Origin of the sequence: Paenibacillus sp. FSL R5-0912 (assembly GCF_000758605.1) — a bacterium.
GTDB lineage: Bacteria > Bacillota > Bacilli > Paenibacillales > Paenibacillaceae > Paenibacillus_AQ.
In genome coordinates, this window is the sequence record NZ_CP009282.1 from 6,217,368 (window position 1) to 6,238,399 (window position 21,032).

General features: G+C 43.1%; 15 protein-coding genes. 1 reads left to right on the plus strand and 14 read right to left on the minus strand.

The genetic code is table 11. The features are described from left to right. Nucleotides 1–34: 34 nt before the first annotated feature. Entirely contained in the window at nucleotides 35–1,315 is a 1,281-nt protein-coding gene (locus R50912_RS33585; protein ID WP_052416702.1) for a J domain-containing protein, read from the minus strand. A 298-nt stretch (nucleotides 1,316–1,613) separates the two neighbouring features. Between R50912_RS33585 and R50912_RS26205 the strand changes: the two genes are divergently transcribed. Beyond that, nucleotides 1,614–2,732, plus strand: a complete 1,119-nt coding sequence (locus R50912_RS26205) for an acyltransferase family protein (protein WP_081956662.1) — start codon at nucleotides 1,614–1,616, stop codon at nucleotides 2,730–2,732. Between the two features lie 86 nt (nucleotides 2,733–2,818). On the opposite strand, the gene R50912_RS26210 is transcribed toward R50912_RS26205, so the two are convergent. From R50912_RS26210 to R50912_RS26265, 13 genes are all read right to left on the minus strand, one after another. After that, nucleotides 2,819–3,373, minus strand: coding sequence for an RpnC/YadD family protein (locus R50912_RS26210; RefSeq protein WP_197072988.1), 555 nt, complete (start codon nucleotides 3,371–3,373; stop codon nucleotides 2,819–2,821). 355 nt (nucleotides 3,374–3,728) lie between these two features. Beyond that, nucleotides 3,729–9,011, minus strand: coding sequence for an S-layer homology domain-containing protein (locus R50912_RS26215; protein WP_042238945.1), 5,283 nt, complete (start codon nucleotides 9,009–9,011; stop codon nucleotides 3,729–3,731). 296 nt (nucleotides 9,012–9,307) lie between these two features. Further along, nucleotides 9,308–10,309, minus strand: coding sequence for a hypothetical protein (locus tag R50912_RS26220; RefSeq protein WP_042238948.1), 1,002 nt, complete (start codon nucleotides 10,307–10,309; stop codon nucleotides 9,308–9,310). A gap of 537 nt (nucleotides 10,310–10,846) precedes the next feature. Further along, on the minus strand, nucleotides 10,847–12,244 hold the full coding sequence (locus R50912_RS26225; protein WP_081956664.1) for a helix-turn-helix domain-containing protein: 1,398 nt from the start codon (nucleotides 12,242–12,244) through the stop codon (nucleotides 10,847–10,849). Nucleotides 12,245–12,443: 199 nt separating this feature from the next. Then, on the minus strand, nucleotides 12,444–12,608 hold the full coding sequence (locus R50912_RS35310) for a hypothetical protein (RefSeq protein WP_156123344.1): 165 nt from the start codon (nucleotides 12,606–12,608) through the stop codon (nucleotides 12,444–12,446). 121 nt (nucleotides 12,609–12,729) lie between these two features. Then, entirely contained in the window at nucleotides 12,730–13,377 is a 648-nt protein-coding gene (locus tag R50912_RS26230) for a YdcF family protein (RefSeq protein ID WP_081956665.1), read from the minus strand. Nucleotides 13,378–13,380: 3 nt separating this feature from the next. Next, entirely contained in the window at nucleotides 13,381–14,376 is a 996-nt protein-coding gene (gene rfbB / locus R50912_RS26235) for a dTDP-glucose 4,6-dehydratase (protein ID WP_042238950.1), read from the minus strand. A 42-nt stretch (nucleotides 14,377–14,418) separates the two neighbouring features. Further along, on the minus strand, nucleotides 14,419–14,979 hold the full coding sequence (gene rfbC, locus R50912_RS26240; protein WP_042238953.1) for a dTDP-4-dehydrorhamnose 3,5-epimerase: 561 nt from the start codon (nucleotides 14,977–14,979) through the stop codon (nucleotides 14,419–14,421). A 20-nt stretch (nucleotides 14,980–14,999) separates the two neighbouring features. Next, nucleotides 15,000–15,878 (minus strand): glucose-1-phosphate thymidylyltransferase RfbA, encoded by an 879-nt coding sequence (gene rfbA / locus R50912_RS26245; RefSeq protein WP_042238956.1) that lies wholly within the window; start codon nucleotides 15,876–15,878, stop codon nucleotides 15,000–15,002. Between the two features lie 240 nt (nucleotides 15,879–16,118). Next, nucleotides 16,119–17,546 carry a lipopolysaccharide biosynthesis protein gene (locus tag R50912_RS26250; RefSeq protein ID WP_042238957.1) on the minus strand — a complete coding sequence of 476 codons (1,428 nt, stop codon included), beginning with the start codon at nucleotides 17,544–17,546 and terminating at the stop codon, nucleotides 16,119–16,121. A gap of 396 nt (nucleotides 17,547–17,942) precedes the next feature. Then, nucleotides 17,943–19,223, minus strand: a complete 1,281-nt coding sequence (locus R50912_RS26255; protein WP_042238960.1) for an O-antigen polymerase — start codon at nucleotides 19,221–19,223, stop codon at nucleotides 17,943–17,945. 17 nt (nucleotides 19,224–19,240) lie between these two features. Next, nucleotides 19,241–20,086, minus strand: coding sequence for a glycosyltransferase (locus R50912_RS26260; RefSeq protein ID WP_042238961.1), 846 nt, complete (start codon nucleotides 20,084–20,086; stop codon nucleotides 19,241–19,243). Nucleotides 20,087–20,099: 13 nt separating this feature from the next. Beyond that, a complete protein-coding gene (locus R50912_RS26265; RefSeq protein WP_052416704.1) occupies nucleotides 20,100–21,011 on the minus strand; it encodes a glycosyltransferase family 2 protein in 912 nt (303 codons plus the stop codon). Nucleotides 21,012–21,032: the final 21 nt, after the last annotated feature.

The window sequence follows — 21,032 nt, forward strand, 5'->3', positions numbered from 1 at the left end:
TGGATCAGCATTGATCCGCGGCCCTTTTATGCTTTTAGGACATCAGCTTGTCCCATAGCTCCTGATGAGACTTATACACGTGCGGGTACTTACGCTTCATGATCCGGATGCCTTCAGTCATGAAATAGTCACCGTGTTCTGCCCCGCCGGACGGCCACATCCCATCTGGAGGAGCCTGATCCAGCCTCTCTGCCGGATGCCTATACCCTTCCGAGGTGAAGAAATCATTGGCTTTGGCCTGTACGCCCGGATACATGCTTTTGTCTTTGATGAGCCGGTCGGTTTCCAGGAGCAGCTTATTTCCCCCTTGAGCCAGCGTGCGTTGCTGCTGCACAGCCGGATTGCCGGGATCTATATAGTGGGCAAGCTCGGCGAAGAGCAGCGCTTCTTTGTAGGCTCTGTTCTCTGCCAGCTCACGGCTCTCTTCCAGCAGACGTTCCACCGCTGATTCTCTCTCTGCCCCCTCAGGCAAGGAGCGTAGATAAGCCCTTATTTCCTGCTTAACCTTATGCCAGAACTGCATTTTATTCGTGTAGACCATGATTTTGATCCAATAAAAATAGAACTGTAAAGTATCTCCCTTCAGTTCAACATCATTATTCTCATTCAGGTCCTCATTCAGGCCCTCCTTCAGTTCTCCAGCCATCTCTTCATATATTCCCCAGGCTTCATCTCCCAGCTGATTCATCATCAGCACATCGGTATAGTCCGTCAGATAGACTCTCCGCCAGGCACGGTGCTTCTTATCCAGCGCACGCGCAACACTTAGAGCCTTCTCATATCGCTCGTACTGCAGCAGAACACGGATTTGCAGCATCGTACCAATAACACTTGACCGCGTGCTGGGACTGAGCGCCTCTACCTTCTTCCATACTTCATCGAACATGCTCAGCTTATCCTCGGCAAGATACACTGAGGATAATGCAATGCTTGCCCCGGAGTGATCCGGCTTGAGTTCCAGTACCTTGCGGTACAGCTCCTCCGCCAGCCGGAAGTCCCCTGCAGCGAAGGCATCCGTGCCTTTATCAATGAGGGTATCCAGTTTCTGTGTGCTGCCGTTCTTGCGGGTGAAATCATATTCGTCACGCCGGATTGGATCACTCAAGTTATCATAAGCCTCGCGGATCTTACGGAACTCCTCCGGATACTGCTCTTGAGGAAATTCCTTAATCTTGGCCTCATAACCCGCTTCAATCGATTTCGGCGTAGCATTCACCCGTACACCCAGCTGTTTGTAGTAATTCACCATCTCAACCACAACCGGCTTGCTGCTCGTCCGGGTACCGGATGGTTGTTGATTTGCTGTTGCTTTCATCTTCCAGCCTCCCTATAGTTCAGCATTAATCCATAATAGAATTCTTATAATCAGAACCTCACCAACACTATGTTAACTTTATTATATACAAAATTGGCTGGGGGCTCGAGCTATTTAGGGGGACCACGGCTGCTAATCCTATTCCTCACTGCCCCGAGCAGGACGGATATCCATCAATAAAGAATATACAACCAGCTGAGGTAGTATATTGAAATAACTATTTTGTACCATTGTCCCTGCCACTCATATCCGATATCGTAGGCTATAACACACCTATGGAAGGGGCAGATGTCACCCCATGCAAGCATCACAACCATCATTATCCGCAGGAAATAGCAGTACGCCGAAGGCCACACGGTTGAAGGTTATCGATATGGTCCGCGGCATCACCATCCTGCTGGTCGTCGTTGGACATGCCGGCCTGACTCCAGCTGTACTGAACGATATGTTCAGAGACTTCCGTCTTCCGCTATTCTTCATCGTCTCCGGTTACTTATTCAGCGCCTCCAGGTATTTTGACAATCTTAAGCTATTACTGCGGACCAAGCTCCTGACTCTCGTCCTCCCCTACTTCACAGCCGGGCTGCTGACTTACTGCCTCTGGGCACTCCTGCGGATGCTCGCCAGCGACCATAGTCCGGATATTGGATGGGTCCAGCCGCTGGCCGCCCTCCTCTACGGCAACTATTCCAACGGACTGCTGCTGAACATCCCCATCTGGTTCCTGACCTGCCTGTTCGTTACACAGATCGTCTTCTGCATCACCATGCGCTACATACACACACGCTCCTGGCAGCTCCAGCTCGGGATCATGCTTACCTTAAGCCTGACCGGCTATGGCCTGGGACGGGTCATCTTCTTGCCCTGGAACATCGATGTGGCCCTAGTGGCCCAGCTCTATGTGTTCATTGGCTATAAGCTGAAGCAGCATCAGGTACTGAGCAATATCCGCATTTTCAACCTCAATACCCTAATCCTGCTGTTCATCTTCCTGGCTGCCGCCTACTTCAACTCCTATGTCGACATGAACAACCGGGTGTACGGCAACCTGCTCCTCTTCTACCTCGCCGGTATCGCCGGAAGCCTGCTGGCCATCAAAGGCACCCAATTGCTGTCCAAGTCCAAATTATTCGCGGCCCTCCTGACCTACATCGGCCAAGAGTCCCTGGTCATCCTGATCTTCCATTACGGCGTCTTCATCCTGCTGCTGAACTTCCTCGAACATTATGTGCTGGGGACCTATCTGGGCTGGTTGCCGACCACTATAATTGCGGTAGCCGGGTCGCTCGCCTTGAACCTGGTAATTCAGAAGGTCCCGGTGCTTAGCTTGCTGATTAGCGGGAGGAGGGGGAAGGGTAGTAGACCATCGTCCTCTGAGCCTGATGGCAGAAATGCTATTACATTAACGGGTGGATAAAAGTAATGATTTTCCTATACAACGAAAAGAAGACCTTGAGTACCAAGGTCTTCTTTAGATTATTGTAGGTATATAACTATCCAGAATTACATCAGCTTCTTAATCTCATCCAGTGGTAACTCAACGGCTTTGGATACAACTTCCGGAGTAAATCCATGAAGCAACAATTTACGGATAATCTCCGCTTGGGCTTCTTCTTTTCCTTCAGCTTTTCCTTCTTCGTATCCCCAACGTTTCCAGTGTGGCATCAACTCCATTATTGCTTCACCCTCCTCCGGGTATTGTTTCATTAATTCTCTTAGAATCTCTTCATCCTGTGCACGATCCTGCTTGAAATACAAATCTGCCACGGACATAATGAGCGCCAGCCGTCCCTGATCCAATCGTGCTTTTAGCTGCATGAACATTCGCAGGAACTCCCCGCGTACTTCTCTCGCTTCTCTTGTAGTATAACCCATTTTGGCTAGCAACGCAGCAGCCACTGCATTATCCGAATTAATAAATTGGCGCCAGTTCTGCTTACGGAGCTCCACCTTTAGAAACTGGAAGCGCAGGATTTGGTGCTCCGGAATACTCATTTCCAAAATGTCCTGCTCCTCCCTGATCTCGTCTGAAGTAAAAATCGCAATCGGAATAATCAACTTATGCTCTTTCCGGTAGCGCTCGAATAGACGGCTGAAGTAAATAAACATCCGTTCGTGAAACTGTGTGTCTCTATACGATTGCGGCTCCAGATGGATTAGTATATAACCGTCCAGCCCTTTGTAGCGGATCTCCAGCAGCTTCTTAAAAGCTTCATCATGCGGTATGGATATTTCTGTCGCCTCACGTTTCGAGAAATCCAGCTTATTCCATGCGATTATATTCCATTTTACTGGATTCGTATATGATAAAAAGAACAAACGTTCGATTTGACAATAAGCCCAAAGAAACCGACTTCACCTCAACGGCGGGTCAGTTTCTTCGGGCTCTACTTATAATTCGACTTGCAAGTTACTATTTCAGCTGATACAAACGATAGATTAAGGCCGCGGCTTCTGCTTTGCTGGCGGTTTGAGCAGGACGGAAGCTCTGATCCTCGAAGCCTTCGAATAAATGAATGCTCTTAGTCAACGCCACGCTTGAAGCAGCCCATTTCGATATCTTGGCTGCATCCTTAAAGGCTGCATTCACTGCTGCCGGCTGGGCAACAGCCGATTTACCGTTATACGTTGTAATTGCCCGTGCAAGCATCGTTGCAATCTCTTCACGCGTGATGGTTGCCTCAGGGTCAAAAGCAACCGCCGATTTGCCGTTAATGATCCCCGCTGCATAAGCAGCCGCAATCTCATCCGCATATGGATTCGTTGGCTTAATATCCTTGAAAGGCAAGGCTACGCCTTCCCCATTCAATCCATAGGCTCTGGATATCATTGCCGCAAACTGCTGGCGGGTAATCTTGTCGGATGGAGCAAACACTCCGCCCTCATCCAGGACGCCCTTGGTCAACAAATAATTGATCTCTTTAACTGCCCAGTGAGTAGCAGGAACATCCGAGAAGGCAGCGGATCCGAGCATCACTGTGTACTTACTGAAATGTCCTCTCGGAGCAGTTACAGTTTGAGTAACAGGATCATATTTACCTCCAACGGCTTCCCAAGTAAGACTCTCCTCATTAAGGACATACACGGTCAGATTCTCAAGATTAGCCTCTGAGTATTTCGAAGTATCAATAGAGGATACATCAAAAGTCACGTCTATCGGCTTGGCGAAACTTTTAACCGGTTGACCTCCAACAGATGCACTGAATTCCATCACAGGGATGTTTGCCAGCGGTTCTGCCTGACGAGGTTTGTTAATAACAGCATTCTCTACAACTTCTGCTGCCAGATTAATCTTCTGGCCTGCCTCAATTTTACCGAAGGTATCAGGCTCGATGGTGAATGCCGTTTGGTCCATTTGGATCTTCAATCCGGCAATATCATTCTCCTTCACCAGTGTAAGAATCTCTGATGGAAGTGTGGTATTCAGCTTATGAATCCCTTCACTCACCGGAGGTACTTTAACCGTTAGGCTCAGCTTCAGATCAGCAGCGGTCCCGGCTCCAAGCTTGCTTGTCAAATCTCCAGAGACAGAGACCAACGCCAGCTTCGCCGTTTCAATCTGTGCACTGATTAATCCCGAATCCAGCTGTGAAGAGACGGCGTTCCCTTCCACGGTTACATTTTCTTTGGCGATCGTGACCTCACCAGCTTTGTTAAGTGCAGCCTGACTGGAAGAAATGACAGCGTCTTTTAACTTCTGAACTTCTTCCGCCGTGATGCCCTGTGCATGATTCAGCACTGCAGCCGCATTCTCAATAAGTGCATGGGCGACTTCAACTGCCTTGTCAGAGCTGTCCAGTTTGTTCAGTAAATACGGAGCACTGCCTACCAACTCTGTAATAGAACTTACAATCTTCTGTTTCTCTGCAGGATCCTGAATGGTTTCCAGGAGTTGTGCTGCCGTATCCATAGCCAGAGACAGACTCTTACTGTTCTGTTCAGCTTGTGCGGGAGTGTTAACCGATTTGAGTGACTCCGCAATGCTCGACAGCGCATTCTGTGCTGCCGAAGCCTTCTCGGCTGCTGAACCTGAAGTATTCTTCAACAGGTCTTGCAGCTTGTCATTCTGCTGCTGTACATTCCCATTACCCCCTGCTGTTGCTGCAGGAGAGGAAGCAGCCGGAGTGGCAGCAGAACCGGAAGTTCCTGACCCGGATCCCCCTGGAGCTGGTGTCGGCGTTGGCGTTGGCGTTGGAGTAGTACCGGCGTTTCCACCACCTCCAATATCTGTTCCCGGCGGATTCTGACCTGGATCAACCACAGTGCCTGTAGCCGTCTCCAGAGTTACTTTTTTGTCCAGTGTATAGATTTGTCCGTCAATGGTCAGGGAAGCTTTGATCAAGTACGTACCGTCAGTCAAATATCTGCCATCTGCATAATTATAAGTAATTGCCGTTAGCGGGTAGCTTAGTGAGATCTGTGAGGACAGCACTTCCCCCGCTTCGTTCTGGAGTTCATAAGATGCATGTTCAGGATACAGACTCTTGCTGCCACTGCTCCAGCCCCCATTGGCAACCAGAATTTGCGGCTTCTTAATTTGTGCAATCTGATTGCCTGCCGCATCGACCAGTCCAATCTCCAGCGAGGTCGCACCGGCCGGGCGTATCAATTTGCCGTTCTGCAGTCCTACAATATCTATTCCTTGCAAGGCTTGTGGTGCAAGCTGAGTGAGCGTACCTGCCTGCAAAGTTCCAGGTGCGAAATGAATATTATACTGGTATTCTATAGCACCCATGATTTGGTCTACATACACCGTTACATCTCCTGGTGTCACTTGTACCTGATTGGCATTGTACGCATAGCCTTGAAGTTTCGATTTGTTGGCTGTGGTATATTCAACAGCATAGATGGTTCCGGATTCTGGTGACACCAAGGAAGCCAGCCCGGAAGCAGAATCATCCATGGTTAAGCTATTGTCTCCTGCATTGATTACAACGTTATCACGGTATACAAAAGTGCCCGATTGGGTCTGTGCCATCATACTGTAAGTTCCTTGCGTAGCGTAGAAATAATTCTCATCTACAGCGTTGCTGTCGATAACATGGGGAACATAACTAGCCCCGGCTAAATCCCTCCGCACCACATACAGTTCTTCTGTCGGCTTATCCAGAATAACCTTGCTGACTTCCTGAAGTTCTTGTCTTGCGTCCAGCACCAGCGAATAATCCTTGCCGGGTTCTGTGCTAATGGAACCATACATGTAGTAACCATATTTGGCCTCTACTCCGGTATAGCTTCTGTCGTAGCGCATGAAGTCGACGCCTACCACTGAAGGAGAATCCACCACCAGAAACCCCTGTGATTCAGAAGTGCTAAGGTAATCAGATGTAACTGAATAAGATCCGTCACTTCTTCTAACTGTAGCCTGGATGTTGGCATAATCCAGTGGAACCCCGCCCTCATAGCCAGCACCTTCAGCTTTATCCAAGCCTCGCACACGGATTACAGCTTGAGATTCCGGATTAATGATCGCTACATATACCTTTTTAGTTAAATAATCAGTCTTGTTGAAGTACAGTTCACCAATATAATAAGCCTTGTCATCAGGAATCGTGAACGTTCCCTGCTCATCGGTGGTACCGAGCACTTCATCATAACGGCTGATCTTTACTCCAGCCACCGGTTGTCCCTGTGCACCAGTATCATGCTGGCGTACTGTAATCGTTACCTTCTGCGCCTGGTCAACGGTCAGGTATGGCTTGTCTACCAGGTCAACCAGTTTGCCGTCTGCGCCTCTAATTTCGATATCAAGCTCGTTCTTCGGCAGAACCTTCAGTTCAGCCTCGCCCAACAGCGCCCCAAATACATATCCGCCATCTTTGTATACATACGGGAATAATTGAACCTTATAAGTTCCCGATTTAGCAGGCTTCCAATCCCGCTTGTTTATGCGCTGCAGATTACCTTCCTGTTCTTCACTAGTCCAGCTCAGGTATTCGTTCGAAATGACAGTGCCACTCTCATCCGTAATTACCAGCCTATAATTACTGCTCACATCAAGACTATTGCCATGCTCATCTGTCACTTTAACCAAAGCTTCTACACTCTCGCCCAGGACAATCTGACTCCGCATTTCGGCTTCGCTGTAATAATAACTAGTATCCTGCACCCTGAAGCTAATCTGAGTCTTATAAGTGCTGCCGCCATGGAAGGCATAAGCATCAGCAGTCGGAGTGAAATACGAATCCAGTGCAACGGCATTCGTATTAGTGTCGCTGGCATAAGAACTTCCCGAAGCAACGTTTGTGGTCAGGCGGTGAATTTGTTCACCTTTAGGTACGTATACATCGCTGCCAGCCGCAGGAGCATACATACTGATCTGGTTGTAGTTGAATCTTCCATTCAGATAAGATACTTGAACTTTTGCCTGAGTTCCATCCATAACAGGTGCTTGAATATTCAGCTTACTGAAATCACTGGATTTCGCAGCAAGCGCTACCTCATGGCTGGCTTCCACCGGCTTGAATTTGTTCCGGAACACAATCTTACCTTCCACACCGGCGACTCTTCCAAGCGTTGTAAATTCATATTCTTTGTTCTTCTTCAGGTAGACTGTGTTTCCATAGAAAGTTGGAGCACCACTTGTACTATTAATCTGTTTGTACAGACTGTTATCAATTAAGGAGTAATAGTCCACAATCACAGGTTTATCATCCCAGGTGTACTGGAGATTCACACGGCTGAACTCGCTCGCATCCTCAATAACTTCTTTATGAACCCCGTCTACTGACGAGTACAATGAAGAAACAGGTGTCTGGAACAAATACGTTTCATTATTATTAAGTACATAAGAGCTGTAATTCCCTGATACCTCTCCAGTTCTGAGTACCAGCATAGCATACCCCGGGACAGCACTCTGATCGTCGAGTCCGCTTAACCCGTAGATATTTCTGCTCTGATCGCGGAACAATCTTCCCTTGGCATCAAGATAACGAATAGCTACAGTATAAGTACCTGCTTTTTGAAGATCGGTTATATAGATAGGCTTAGCTTCGTACTGCTCGCTTCCCTGCTTCAGTAATACAAACATAACCGATTTATTGAGCACCAGTTTCGTATTATCCTTAAGCTGGATCTGCCCGCTCGCATCCGTAGTATAATAGTACGAACTATAATTACTCCACACTGCAACAGATTCACCCGCAAGCGGAACACCATTATTCAGGATGGTAAGTCTTACATTCTTATCATCACTGCGGATTTCCGAAGTAGAGGAACTTTCATATGTATTAGAATCTTTGGTCATTCGTTCCAGCGAAATATCAATTCCTGTAGCAGAAGGTACACGGATGCTCTGGGATGGTGTCACAATCGTCCCTTTCTCGCCTGCATATTCTGCATGCAGGAAGTATTCCTCACCGGCTGCCAGACCTTCAAAAGAAAGATTGTTGTACGTCATAGATGTATAAACTGAATCCAGCACAGTAAGCTGGGCTACATTCCTCGCCTTCGCCAGACTGGCTATCTCGATGTCGTCCTTCTTAAGTACGAACTTAACCCCCGTTAGAACCTTAAGATCGCTATAAGTCACGTCTACCACACTGTTGACCGTAATCTTTTGTTTGCCGTCCGGCAACCGTTCATTTGAGACTACCCCCGCTTTAAACGAGGCTGCAGATACCTCAAGTACACTCATAAATGATAACAATAGTACTAACATCAGCGAAACCGTAGTTCTTAATTTTTTCGAGATCATACGTTGTCTCCTTCTCCCCAGTTCATTCATCATAACCTTTAATCGGAACTACAATATCCCTCCATTCCCAAGTAATTCTATTAAAAAGTTTCATAACAAAGATGTTACATTTTTCTAACGAATATGTCTATTAATTCCTTAATAAGGTGTCGAAAAACATCCTTACTACTACGGTTTTGTCACATTTTGTCTGCAATTCACACCATGAGTACGCAAAAAAACGACGAAGACCTCTCAAGTCCCCATCGTTTCTATACTATAACAGAGCAATTCCGCTTAAACTTAGCAAAAAGCAATCAAGCCCGCTCCCGCACAACCTCCGGAAGAGCTGTCTCCCGCCGCTCCGGCGTACTTGCCGACATCAGGCTGGAGAGCTGCTTATAATTCATAGCGAACAGCATACCCAGCGCCGCCTCCATCAGGATGATGAGGTCTCTGTTCGGGATCACGAGCGGAATGGCAATCACACTAATGACGATGATCCCCCAAGGCAGGAGGTGTTCCAAATACGGCGCTATGAAGCGGTTAAGCCACAGCAGGATATGCATGCCAACATAGGTGCAGATCAGCACCAGCCCCCATATCAGCACAATGTGCAGACGGCCCAGACCCAGCCGGTCAAACGCGAGGATCAGGAACAGATGGGTAAACAGAAACAGCAGCGAATGCCTGCCGACATACAGCAGCGGACTTGCGGGAGCATAGCTGTTGATGCTTCGGAAGAGAGAGAACGCCCCGAACAGCACAGTCATAGACAACAGCAGATAGGGCATGGACATATTATATTTCACGTAATCTGCCTCACTCACGCCACCGTAACTTACAATCCCCAGCAGTGCGGCGGCAACCAAAGTCATGATGAGGTTCACCCGGTTACTGGCTCGGTACGCAAAGACTCCCGCCAAGAAAGCAAACAGCCAGGGAAAATACGTAAACCCGACCGTCTCTGTGAACACAACAGATTTAAGCGGAAAGTCCGGCAGCCGGTGCCCGATGAACGAATGTACCGCAAACACGGCCAGCGACAATAGCAGATACAGATAGAGCGGGGGCTTAAGAACCTTCTCCAGCAAATAGACAGTGAGGACGCCAAGCGCGATGATCTGGGGAACATCCATGATGCGAAAAGCCTGTACATCCGGTCTCCACATCAGATTGTAGGCGAAACCGATGACCGCGAACAGCACATAGAAGCCGAGCAGGGAACTGAAGCTGCGCCGCTTCACCTGCAACGTAGTAGTCACACCTGAGACCGCGAAGAAGAGGACCGGGGCTACACCCGCAACTATCTGGAACACCCGTTCATGCCTTCCATAACATTTTTGCGTATATGTGTAAGGTACAGAGAATGAAAGGGCACTTGAAGCCAAAAAAATAGAGACCCCTCAGGTCTCCTTAGGTCTCTGTCGTTTCGATATCCTGTTTGCGAAGCAGCTGCCTCCGCTGTTTCCCCCGTTTAATCCACATCCGATTCGTATCATCCCGGTAGAACCGGATCTGTAACCATCGCAAAGGTGTCCATATTTCCCTAAAATGATAATTAGGCATGGTCCATCTCTCCCAGACTATAAATAGATTTGCTTCTAAGTATAGACCGGGATACCTAGTTTGTTTGTCGGTTTGTGGATGGTGAGGCTAGAATATTAATTTCTGTATAAAAGAACAACGTTCCCAGTATTCCGGGAACGTTGCTTAGTCTGCGGATTAAATTATTGCTGCCCGGTAAGGATCAACCTCCACCTAAACCGTGCCCCATAGTTTGAATCAGAGCTTGAGTGCTGATGTTTGCTATGGGCTCAGTAGTACCCACAGGTATAATAATTACAATAGCCAGACTACAGGAAGCTAGAAGCTTGAACAATTTTCTTTTCATGTGAGTCCTGCACCTCTCTAATTAGAAGTTTGTATTGCTCTTTCTCTTCTTCATCTGCCAGCTGCCGATGCTGTTCGAATAGATCAACACATTTGAGAATATTGCTCTCATCATTGATTCTAGCAGATGATTCCAAACTTTGCAGAATGAATCTTATTCCTTCTTTACGCTTATTATGTAAATAATAGGCTGCCATTTCAACGAGGAATTGGGTGTGTTGGTCCAACATAACCTGCCGATTGTAATCGCCAAATTCTGTAGAATACGTCCGGTAAGGAATATAGGAAGCAAACCGCTCCAGAATAGAATCAACATTCCAATCATAGCGGTTAGCCGATGAGATAATATTATATAACGCAATGAATATCTCATCTGGTCGGTGGGAGATATATTCGACATATGCTGAGAGCGCCTCATATTGTCCTGCCATCACCCGATAGAGCAGTCTGTTCGCGGTACCCCAATCCTGGAACTGAGCCATAGTCCGCTTCACATCTTCATTATCCTCCTGTATCCAGCTTCCATCCATATAGAGGGACACCCAATCTAATGCCGATGGGTAATCTCCTATTTCCTCACACACATTTGAAAGGATAAGCTGCGCGTACAGGATATAGAAGTACAGAGGTTTCTCAGTTTTTCTCTCGTTGTCCTCTCTGCGGTCCGACTGACGCTGGAGATTATAACGAAGAGTCGCTAATTGCAGCATCTCCTTCGCCAGCTCATCCACCTTATGCCACTTATGCATCGAAACATATACATGAGCGAGATGCTTCAACCCATCCAATTGATCCGCTTCATCCAGCCGGTCCAGGTAACATTCGAAGAGAAGCGCCGCCTGCAGATTCCGCGTCTGGTCGTCACCAATGGCGATTCGGAATAGTCGGTATTGGCATACCGCGAGTCTCTCGGAATTCTGATACTTCTCACTGGCACTCACATGCTTATACAGCAATTCGGCAGCTTGCCACAGCCCCTCTTGAAACAGTCCTTCAGCTACTTCGAACAGCATGGGGGCATAGACCAGATTCTCTAGCAGATTCTGAACCACCTGTTCAATACAATCCAGACGGCCTAGTGCAGCCGACCGCACAAGAAAGGGCCGCAGACGCCGCCAGGTTGGTGACGAGTAATAGAAACATTCATCCACGTATAAGCTGTAGAAATAGTCCTCCGGCAGATCCATCGCCTTGGTGATTCGCTCCAGATGGTCCATAGCAATGGGCTGCTGACCACTAAGTATCCGGCTGAGCGTTCCTGAATTAATTCCGGATTGTCTGGAGAATTGATTAATGGACATTCCCTTCTGTGACAGATACATTGCTAGTGCATCGCGAATCATTGTTCTAGTAGGGACCACGCAGACACCACCTAACTGGAATCCAAATATTATATATTTGTTTATAGATGTAATAATATGTCACATTATTCCAATGGTCAATAGTCTAGAATATTGCAGATTAGTCGAATCCGTGAACTGCGGGCAACCTAATTGCCATTCTCACTGGATTTACTGTGAATAGATTGCGATTCCCGGTTCTAGCAAAAAAATAGAGACCCTAATGGTCTCGTAAGGTCTCTGTCGTGTCGATATCCCGTTTGCGAAGCAACTGCCTCCGCTGCGATCCCCACTTCACCCACAGCCGATCCTCATCATCCCGGTAGAACCGGATCTGTATCCATCGCAAAGGTGTCCATATTTCCCTAAAATGATAATTAGGCATGGTCCATCTCTCCCAGACTATAAATAGATTTGCCTCTAAGTATAGACCGGGATGCACTATTTGTTTGTCATTTTGTGGATGCAGAGGCTAGAATATTATGAGGGGTTTTGTCGGAATTCCCTTACCGTCGGAACCAGCGTTTAATCTGCTCCAGTGTACTCTTCGCTTCCGGCCCGCTATAGCCGAAGGCGTTGCCAATCATCTTGATATACTCGTTAAAAGTAGTCTCCCGGCTATACCGGTCACTCCACCATGTCTTCGCATGATAGCCCGAGTCGGAGCCTATATAGGTCAGTTCAATCCCTGACTTCTTATAGACATGATCGAAAATGAATTTCACCCGCCGCATATGGAAGTCCGAGGACACAACGATGGCAGACTTGAAGCCGTGTTGCTTCATGATCGGAAGCGTGAACTGGGCGTTCTGGTAGGTGCTCTGGGCTTTGTCTTCGGTGAGGATGGCCTCTTCCGGGATACCCAAGGCGAGGGCAGTTTGGTGCATATCACCGGATGGACCTGCATTTTCTGAAACTGCCGATAATAGCATATACGGTGCGTAGCCCTCTTTGACAAGCTCCACCCCTTTCTCAACCCGTCCGCCACCGCCGCTAAGTACGATAATGACATCAGTCTGCTTGGGAGCTTCAGACAGCGGGAGGAAACGCCCCGCACACAGGAATAACAAGGCCATTAACAGAACAGGCAAGTACAGAAAGAGAATTCTCTTTCTACGCTTGCCCATCTTTTTACAGGTTGATGTTCTGCTCATAAGCTACTTCCGGTACTCGCCGCTAAGAATTTGCTCCCACCACTCAGCATTCTCCGTATACCACTGAATCGTCTGAGCGATTCCGGTCTCAAAGGTATAGGTGGGCTTCCAACCCAGCTTCAACAGCTTAGTAGGATCAATAGCATAACGTTTATCATGACCCAGCCGATCTGCAACGAATTCAATCAATTCCTCAGACTTCCCTAAGGTATGAATAATAGTCTTCACTACTTCGAGATTCGTACGTTCATTATGGCCGCCAACATTGTATACTTCACCGTTTACACCTTCGTGCAACACAAGATCAATAGCAGCACAGTGATCCCAGACATGCAGCCAATCCCGGATATTGGCACCATCCCCGTAGACAGGAACCTTCTCTTCATTCAAGACCTTAGAGATCGTAAGCGGGATCAGCTTCTCAGGGAAGTGATAAGGGCCGTAATTATTAGAGCAGCGGGTAATGTTCATTGGCAAGCCGAAGGTTTCATGGTACGCGCGAACCAACAAATCAGACGATGCCTTGCTGGCACTATAAGGACTGTTAGGTTGCAGCGGTGTCTCCTCTGTGAAGAATACCGTAGGATCGAAATCCAGTTCTCCATACACTTCATCCGTGGACACATGAACAAATTTCGCCACCCCAATGGTCCGTGAAGCATCCAGCAGCACCTGGGTTCCCATTACATTTGTACGGACAAATATAGCCGGATCTGTAATCGAGCGGTCCACATGACTCTCTGCTGCGAAATGTACCACATAGTCGAAGCGCTCTTGTTCAAAAAGCGACATAATCGCATCACGGTCAGCAATATCCGCCTGGATGAAATGATAGTGATCTCTATCTTCAATCTGCTTGTGCTTGGTTAAATCACCGGCATAGGTTAACAGATCCAGATTATAGACATCATAATCGGAGTATTTATCCACTATATACTGCACAAAGTTCCCGCCAATGAAACCGGCACCTCCGGTAATCAGCAATTTCTTCCGACTCATGAATTACACCTCAGAATGTTTCGATTTAGTATCTACTCTGCTTCAGTTATTATAGGTAAAGTTTAGAATAGCATCTTTCAATACAGGAGCCTGCTCGTCTTTGCCGGATAGTACTGGAGTAACATGTAACGGCCACTCTATTCCAATGGCAGGATCATTCCACAGAATACCGCCATCACATTCCGGAGCATAGAGCTCATCACATTTATACTGAACTTCAACATCCTCAGTCAGCGTCATGAACCCATGGGCGAACCCTTTGGGGATCAGCAGCTGCTTCTTATTCTCGGCACTCAGTTCAATTCCAAACCACTTGCTGTACGTGGGACTGCCATGTCTGACATCCACCGCCACATCGAATATAACTCCACGCGTGCAGCGGACCAGCTTCGTCTGAGCTTTAGGATTCAGCTGATAATGTAGTCCACGCAAGGTCCCTTTGGTAGCTGAATACGACTGATTATCCTGTACAAAAGCTATATCAATGCCCTGCTCTCTAAATTTCGCATCACTGAACGTCTCCATAAACCATCCCCGGTGGTCACCGAACACCGCAGGTTCCACGATAAATACGCCAGGGAGCGCCGTTTCTGTTAACTTCATCTCTTCAACACCTTTACTGCTTAATATTGAATCTTCCCGGTAGCTACCTTGATCAGATATTGGCCGTAGCCCGTCTTACTTAGCTTCTGCCCGCAGCTTAACAGGTGTTCCTTCGTGATCCACCCGTTAATATATGCAATCTCTTCAAGAGCGGCAATCTTAATCCCCTGATGGTCCTCAATCGTCCGGACAAAGTTCGTAGCATCCACCAGGCTCTGATGAGTTCCGGTATCCAGCCAAGTGAAACCTCGTCCCAGGAGTTCAACATCCAGCTCTCCTATCTTAAGATAGGCTTCATTAATCGAAGTAATCTCAAGTTCGCCTCTGGAGGAAGGCTGTACATTCTTGGCAATCTCCACAACACGGTTATCATAGAAGTAGAGACCAGTGATCGCATAATTAGACTTAGGCTGTGCCGGCTTCTCTTCAACGCTTAACACTTTACCTTCGTCGTTGAATTCAACCACACCGAAACGCTCCGGATCTTGTACGTGATAACCGAACACAGTCGCACCTTGTGCTTTCTCCGAAGCACGCTGAAGCATTTTCCGGATTCCATTCCCGTAGTAAATATTATCTCCAAGAATCATAGCTACAGAGTCATCCCCAATAAACGCTTCCCCCAAAATAAAAGCCTGAGCTAGACCGTCAGGACTTGGTTGAACTATGTATTGTAGGGAAATACCAAACTGAGACCCGTCACCAAATAGACTTTGGAATCTCGGAGTATCCTCAGGTGTGGAGATGATAAGGATCTCATTAATTCCGGCAAGCATTAAGGTAGATAATGGGTAATAGATCATGGGCTTGTCGTATACGGGAAGCAATTGTTTACTGGTTACCATGGTTAATGGGTAGAGGCGGGTTCCACTGCCTCCGGCTAGGATAATGCCTTTCATAAATACTCAACCCTTCTAACTTATTAGAATGTTAGTTTTTTCAAATGATCGTGAATATTTTGTGGTAAGTATAGATAGTTCCTAGGGCAATCTTCTCGGTGTATATACAATTCGCTGGTTTGCCTAAGATACAAGTTATTCCTAAATCAAATTATTAAGTTCAAGCACCATTCATATGAGGTATATACAGATATCTTTGCTATAGAATCTTTTATATTTTTAAGTGTGCAGAGCTATATTTTATTTTTTATAGCCAACTAATAATTTAGTAGTTGTCAAAATAGAAAATATTTTTTTTGAATGGATGACACAATAAAATATATACATAACTAAATATGTAACAAAAGCTAATAATGGTGAAAAAAACCAATTAGAGCATATGAAAATAAGAATAAGTATCCATTCACTAACTATATTTTTCATAATTTTTGTTCCCATTAACTTAGATAGATACAGTTCGGAAATAAAACTTCTAATTGCTATCGAAATCACCATAGATACGATAACTACATTAAGATTATTAAAAGCATATGCTCCCAGCAAACAAAAAGTTACACTCACTAAAAGGCTTAACACATTTACTCTAAGAAGAAATTTTTCTTTTCTTAGAACTTTAAAATATGTAGAACACAGCATATTCATTTTCCCATCAAATAAACAAACTGGTAAGAAAAGGATCAAATAATCCAAACTATCTTTGTATTCAGGCAAGAAAGTCAGTAACAAATATTTTAAGGGAATATATAATACAAATATGCTTGGCAATATAATATTTAGAACATCACTTGATAAAGTATAAAATTTCTTTAAACTTTCTCTATTAACTTGTCTAAGCGCAGGGAAGAGCACCATACTTATTTGCCCAATGAATGTTAAGAAAAAATATGTTAGTATCACTGAAAATGAGATTTTCCCGAAAGCAACAATTCCCCAAACTCTATCTATTATAATTCTTCCAATTCCAAGAACTAGAGAACCAGCAATATTCGAAAACATTAGATTAATTCCAACAGATGTATTTACTAGTATTTCTTTAAAAACTATTTTAAGAGTTTCAGTTTTAGAAAAAATTATCTCCCTCCCTTGCCAACAACAATAACATAATGCTATTAACTTACTTAAAATATACATGGATATAAATATCTCAAAATATTCAACTCTTAAAAATACTAGACATAGTGCAACTATGATAAAAAAGATCTTATCAACAATAACAGATATTGAATATATTTTCGTCCTATTTACAGCCTGAAAAATATAACCCATAAACCCGTTAGCATTAAATAACGGCAAATATATTCCAGTGGCAATCCAAACAATTCTTCTACTCTGATCCTCAATAAATATAAAAGCGTAAAACGTAATAATCAACGTAAGCAGAAAATGAAAGAGCAATGAAACTCTAAATTGTCCATTTATTAGCTTCACGTTTAAATCCTTATAACTTCTGCCTCCCTCTCGCAAATAGATACCATCGTTTAAACCAAGATGAAAAAATCCGCTGTATCCTGAATAAAAAATAAATAGTTGCCAATAACTAAATTCATGTATATTCAGAATTTGTGGAACAAATAAAGACATAACAACACTTAATAAAAGTGAAATTATTTGTGCAATAAAAGCAAAAAACAAATTCTTAATCATGTTGTTTTCATTATTATTTTTCATTTGCTTACTCTCCAAACTATTCGACTACCTTGCAGTACTTCTTGTAAGTATTATACCTCATTTGTTAGCTATCTTTCTCGAACCTACTCAAGGAAAAATTTCTCTTGAAAAGACAAGTGCAAAATGAAAATTAAAGTTCTTGCATCCCTGGACTCTAACTTTCTTATGAAGATCAGAAGATTTATCTCCATCTGGTCCAGCACTACACCAATACTCAAAATCAACTATAATATATTTACATTTTTAATATATGCAAGATCTGAATCATAAAACAACATAAAGAAAAGTGATTTGTAATCTGATCTTCGCCATAATGTAATGTTTCACTTTCTTTTAGTGCTTCAGTGAATCTGGGCTACCAATTTGTTTAAACATATAAAATTCGCACTAATTTCTTTATGCTTTTATTTTCGAATTTATTTTAAGAATTTTATATACTATAAGCACTCCAATAGCCTTGAACAACCCATTAAATGACATTACCAACATAAAAAAGCGTTCTTCAATAGCTGACTCAACAATAGGGTAAAAAAACATTGAAAACACTATAATCCAAACACCAATTTCCCGTTGTTTTTTTACAAACATTAGTGCACTTGAGAAAAAGACTCCAAGGAAAAACTGGATGAGCAACATACCATTGAACGAAAAATCTTGAATATACCTTGCTAAAGGAGTATAAATATTCACTCCATTATTACCTATTAAAAAAAAATCTAATGGAGCATTTAATTTTGGTATGTCAAACCCCATTTGTCCGAGCGATGAGTATAGGCCAAACAAAGTATGCCCACCAAAATAACTAGAGTCGGAAAAAGGAGATTGTAAGTAATGGTTCAAACCAACTATTGATCCACCTAGATAAAGTGAAATAGTTGTACTAAACCCCAAAAAACTTTTATTTGTTAAAAACCCAAGAGCAAAAAAACCTGCTAAGAATATACCGATTGAAAACACTCCTATATATAATAGTTTTGTATTTCCCCCTCTCCAATTACTTTTATATTTAACAAGAATATAACTCATTATAATAGTAGTACTTATTAATTGAATGAACACCTGTCTTCCAGTAGTTAATGTAAGTTGACATATAAAAAGCAGCAGCGGAATAAAGAAAATTTTCCATTGGGTTCTTTTACCAAAATAAATAATATTGTATAAAATTATGAAAATGAAAACATATGCTATTGACATACAAATTGCCAATAATAGTGTCAAAATAGTATTTATACTATTTGTTGCACTAGCACTTCTAGCATATTTCAGCATCATACTATAGCCGCCTGGATTACCACCAATCAATGATATTCTATAGGTTTCATTGAAATACCAATACAAAACGACTAACATAAAAATTGAAGTTACTACAAGTATATATTTAGGAATCTCCAAAGCCTTTTCTCTTGAATATTCAATTGTAAGATAAAATTCCTCTTGTTTATTTCCAATAGTATATCTAACGATAAGTTCGCCTAAACCAAATAAAATCAAGGCACTTATTATTGTTAAAATTGTTTTTAGACTTATTTCTATATTCCAGTCATTTATTGCAACTACAATAATACTAATTAGATACATGGTACACGAAATTAGCCAAGGTGATAATATATCTCTACCAGTTGAAAAATAAGCATAAATCATCAAGATCAATATTAGAAATATCAAAAAAAAGATCAATGAACCTCTCCTCTTCCTTACTTAAGATAAATAGTCAATTCCCTATAATTCCTTACTCCTTTAAGAATAGCCTTTCCTTTTTTCACTTTATTTTTTTCATAAACTATTGTTAAAATAAATAATTTTATTATTCTTAAGTATCCAACAAATATACTTCCAAATCTTTTGTGTTTTCTAGAAAAATATAAGATATTTTTGCTCATATGATATTTTCTTATATCTGAATGATTTCCAATATTTATTTTCCATTTAAAGATTCTCCTTTGGACTATATTACCGATTTCATGAATTAACTTTATATTATTCAGCTTAATGATTTCATAGCCAGTTTTTTTCAATCTAATACAATAATCAAAATCGACTAAATCAATAAACATAAGTTCATCAAATCCCCCAATCCCCCCCCAAGCCTCAACATTTGTTAATGCTCCAGATGTAATACATTTATTTATAAACTCATATTCAATTTTGCTTTTATTTAATTCAATTGGTTCCTTGTTTCTATCTTCAATAGTAGGGGATACAATAGCCACATTAGGAATATTCAAATATTTTTGATACTCTTCCACCATATTCAACGGGCAAATTGAATCTTGATCGAGAGTAATAACCCATTTATAACCATTGGTTTTACAATAATTCATAGCTTGGTTAAGAGCAGCTGCAATTCCCCTATTTTCATCATTTTTTATAAGAATAATTTTGTTATATATTGAACATTCTCGCTCCACTATATCTATATTAGCTGAATTATTGTCAATCATTATAATTAACTCAACTTGATTAAAAATAGCTTCTATATTTTCTTTAAGTCTAGTTAATTCAGGATTAAATAAAATAATTCCTGCAGCAATTCTTTCCATAGGGCCACCTCAATTAATAGGATCTTAGAACAACTGATAACTTAGTTAAAGCATCTACTGAAAGCCTACCAAACTTAAGCTTTTTGTTAAAAAGCAAACCTAGTGTATTGGAATATGAATTCTTATAGTTAGCAATCTCCCTCAAGAGATCCAGGTTTTCTTCTGGGATTAAATCGATATATTCATTCAATATAACTTTAGCTATTTGAGATCTATTATTCTTTTGTGAAGTAAATCCTTTTAATTCTTTAGAGAATCTTTTTAATAGCCCTTGTCGCACCCCAGTTACATTTCCACCATGTTGACGATAATATATATATGAATTAGGATCAAATATCAAATCCCCCCCTAAGCTCAGACACACTTTATAAAACCATGCATCGTGGCTACTAATGTTTTCCCTTAAGCAGATACCCCTTGTTGCTATTTTTAGTAGTTCATTATTAAAAACCATAGTACATCCTGAAATATTAAACCGTACCATCGCACTACCAAGCGTTTTTTTCATTTGGCTATAATCTTTCAGGCCTATTTCTTTTAACTTTTCATCTACAATAATCAAATTTGAAAAATAAAGCTTGCAGCCCTTAGTTTTAGATTTTTCCAACTTATTAATTGCAGTAATTATTTTTCGAGGATGCCACAGGTCATCCTGATCACAAAATGCATAATAATCTGCGGTATTCAAACAGTAAGAAGCCAATTTAAGAAAACTTAATTGATAACCCGTGTTGGCTTCTGAAAAAAAAACTATCTCTCCCCTTACCTTGTATTCATTCAATATTTCTAACGTAGAGTCCGTAGAACCATCATCTCTTACAGTTATTTGTATCGAAACATCTTCTTGACGTAACAAACTATCTAGCTGTTCTCTTAAAAAGCGTTCCCCATTATATGTCGAGAGAAGAACTTGTACCTTATGCATTCTCTTGAACCCCCATTATTT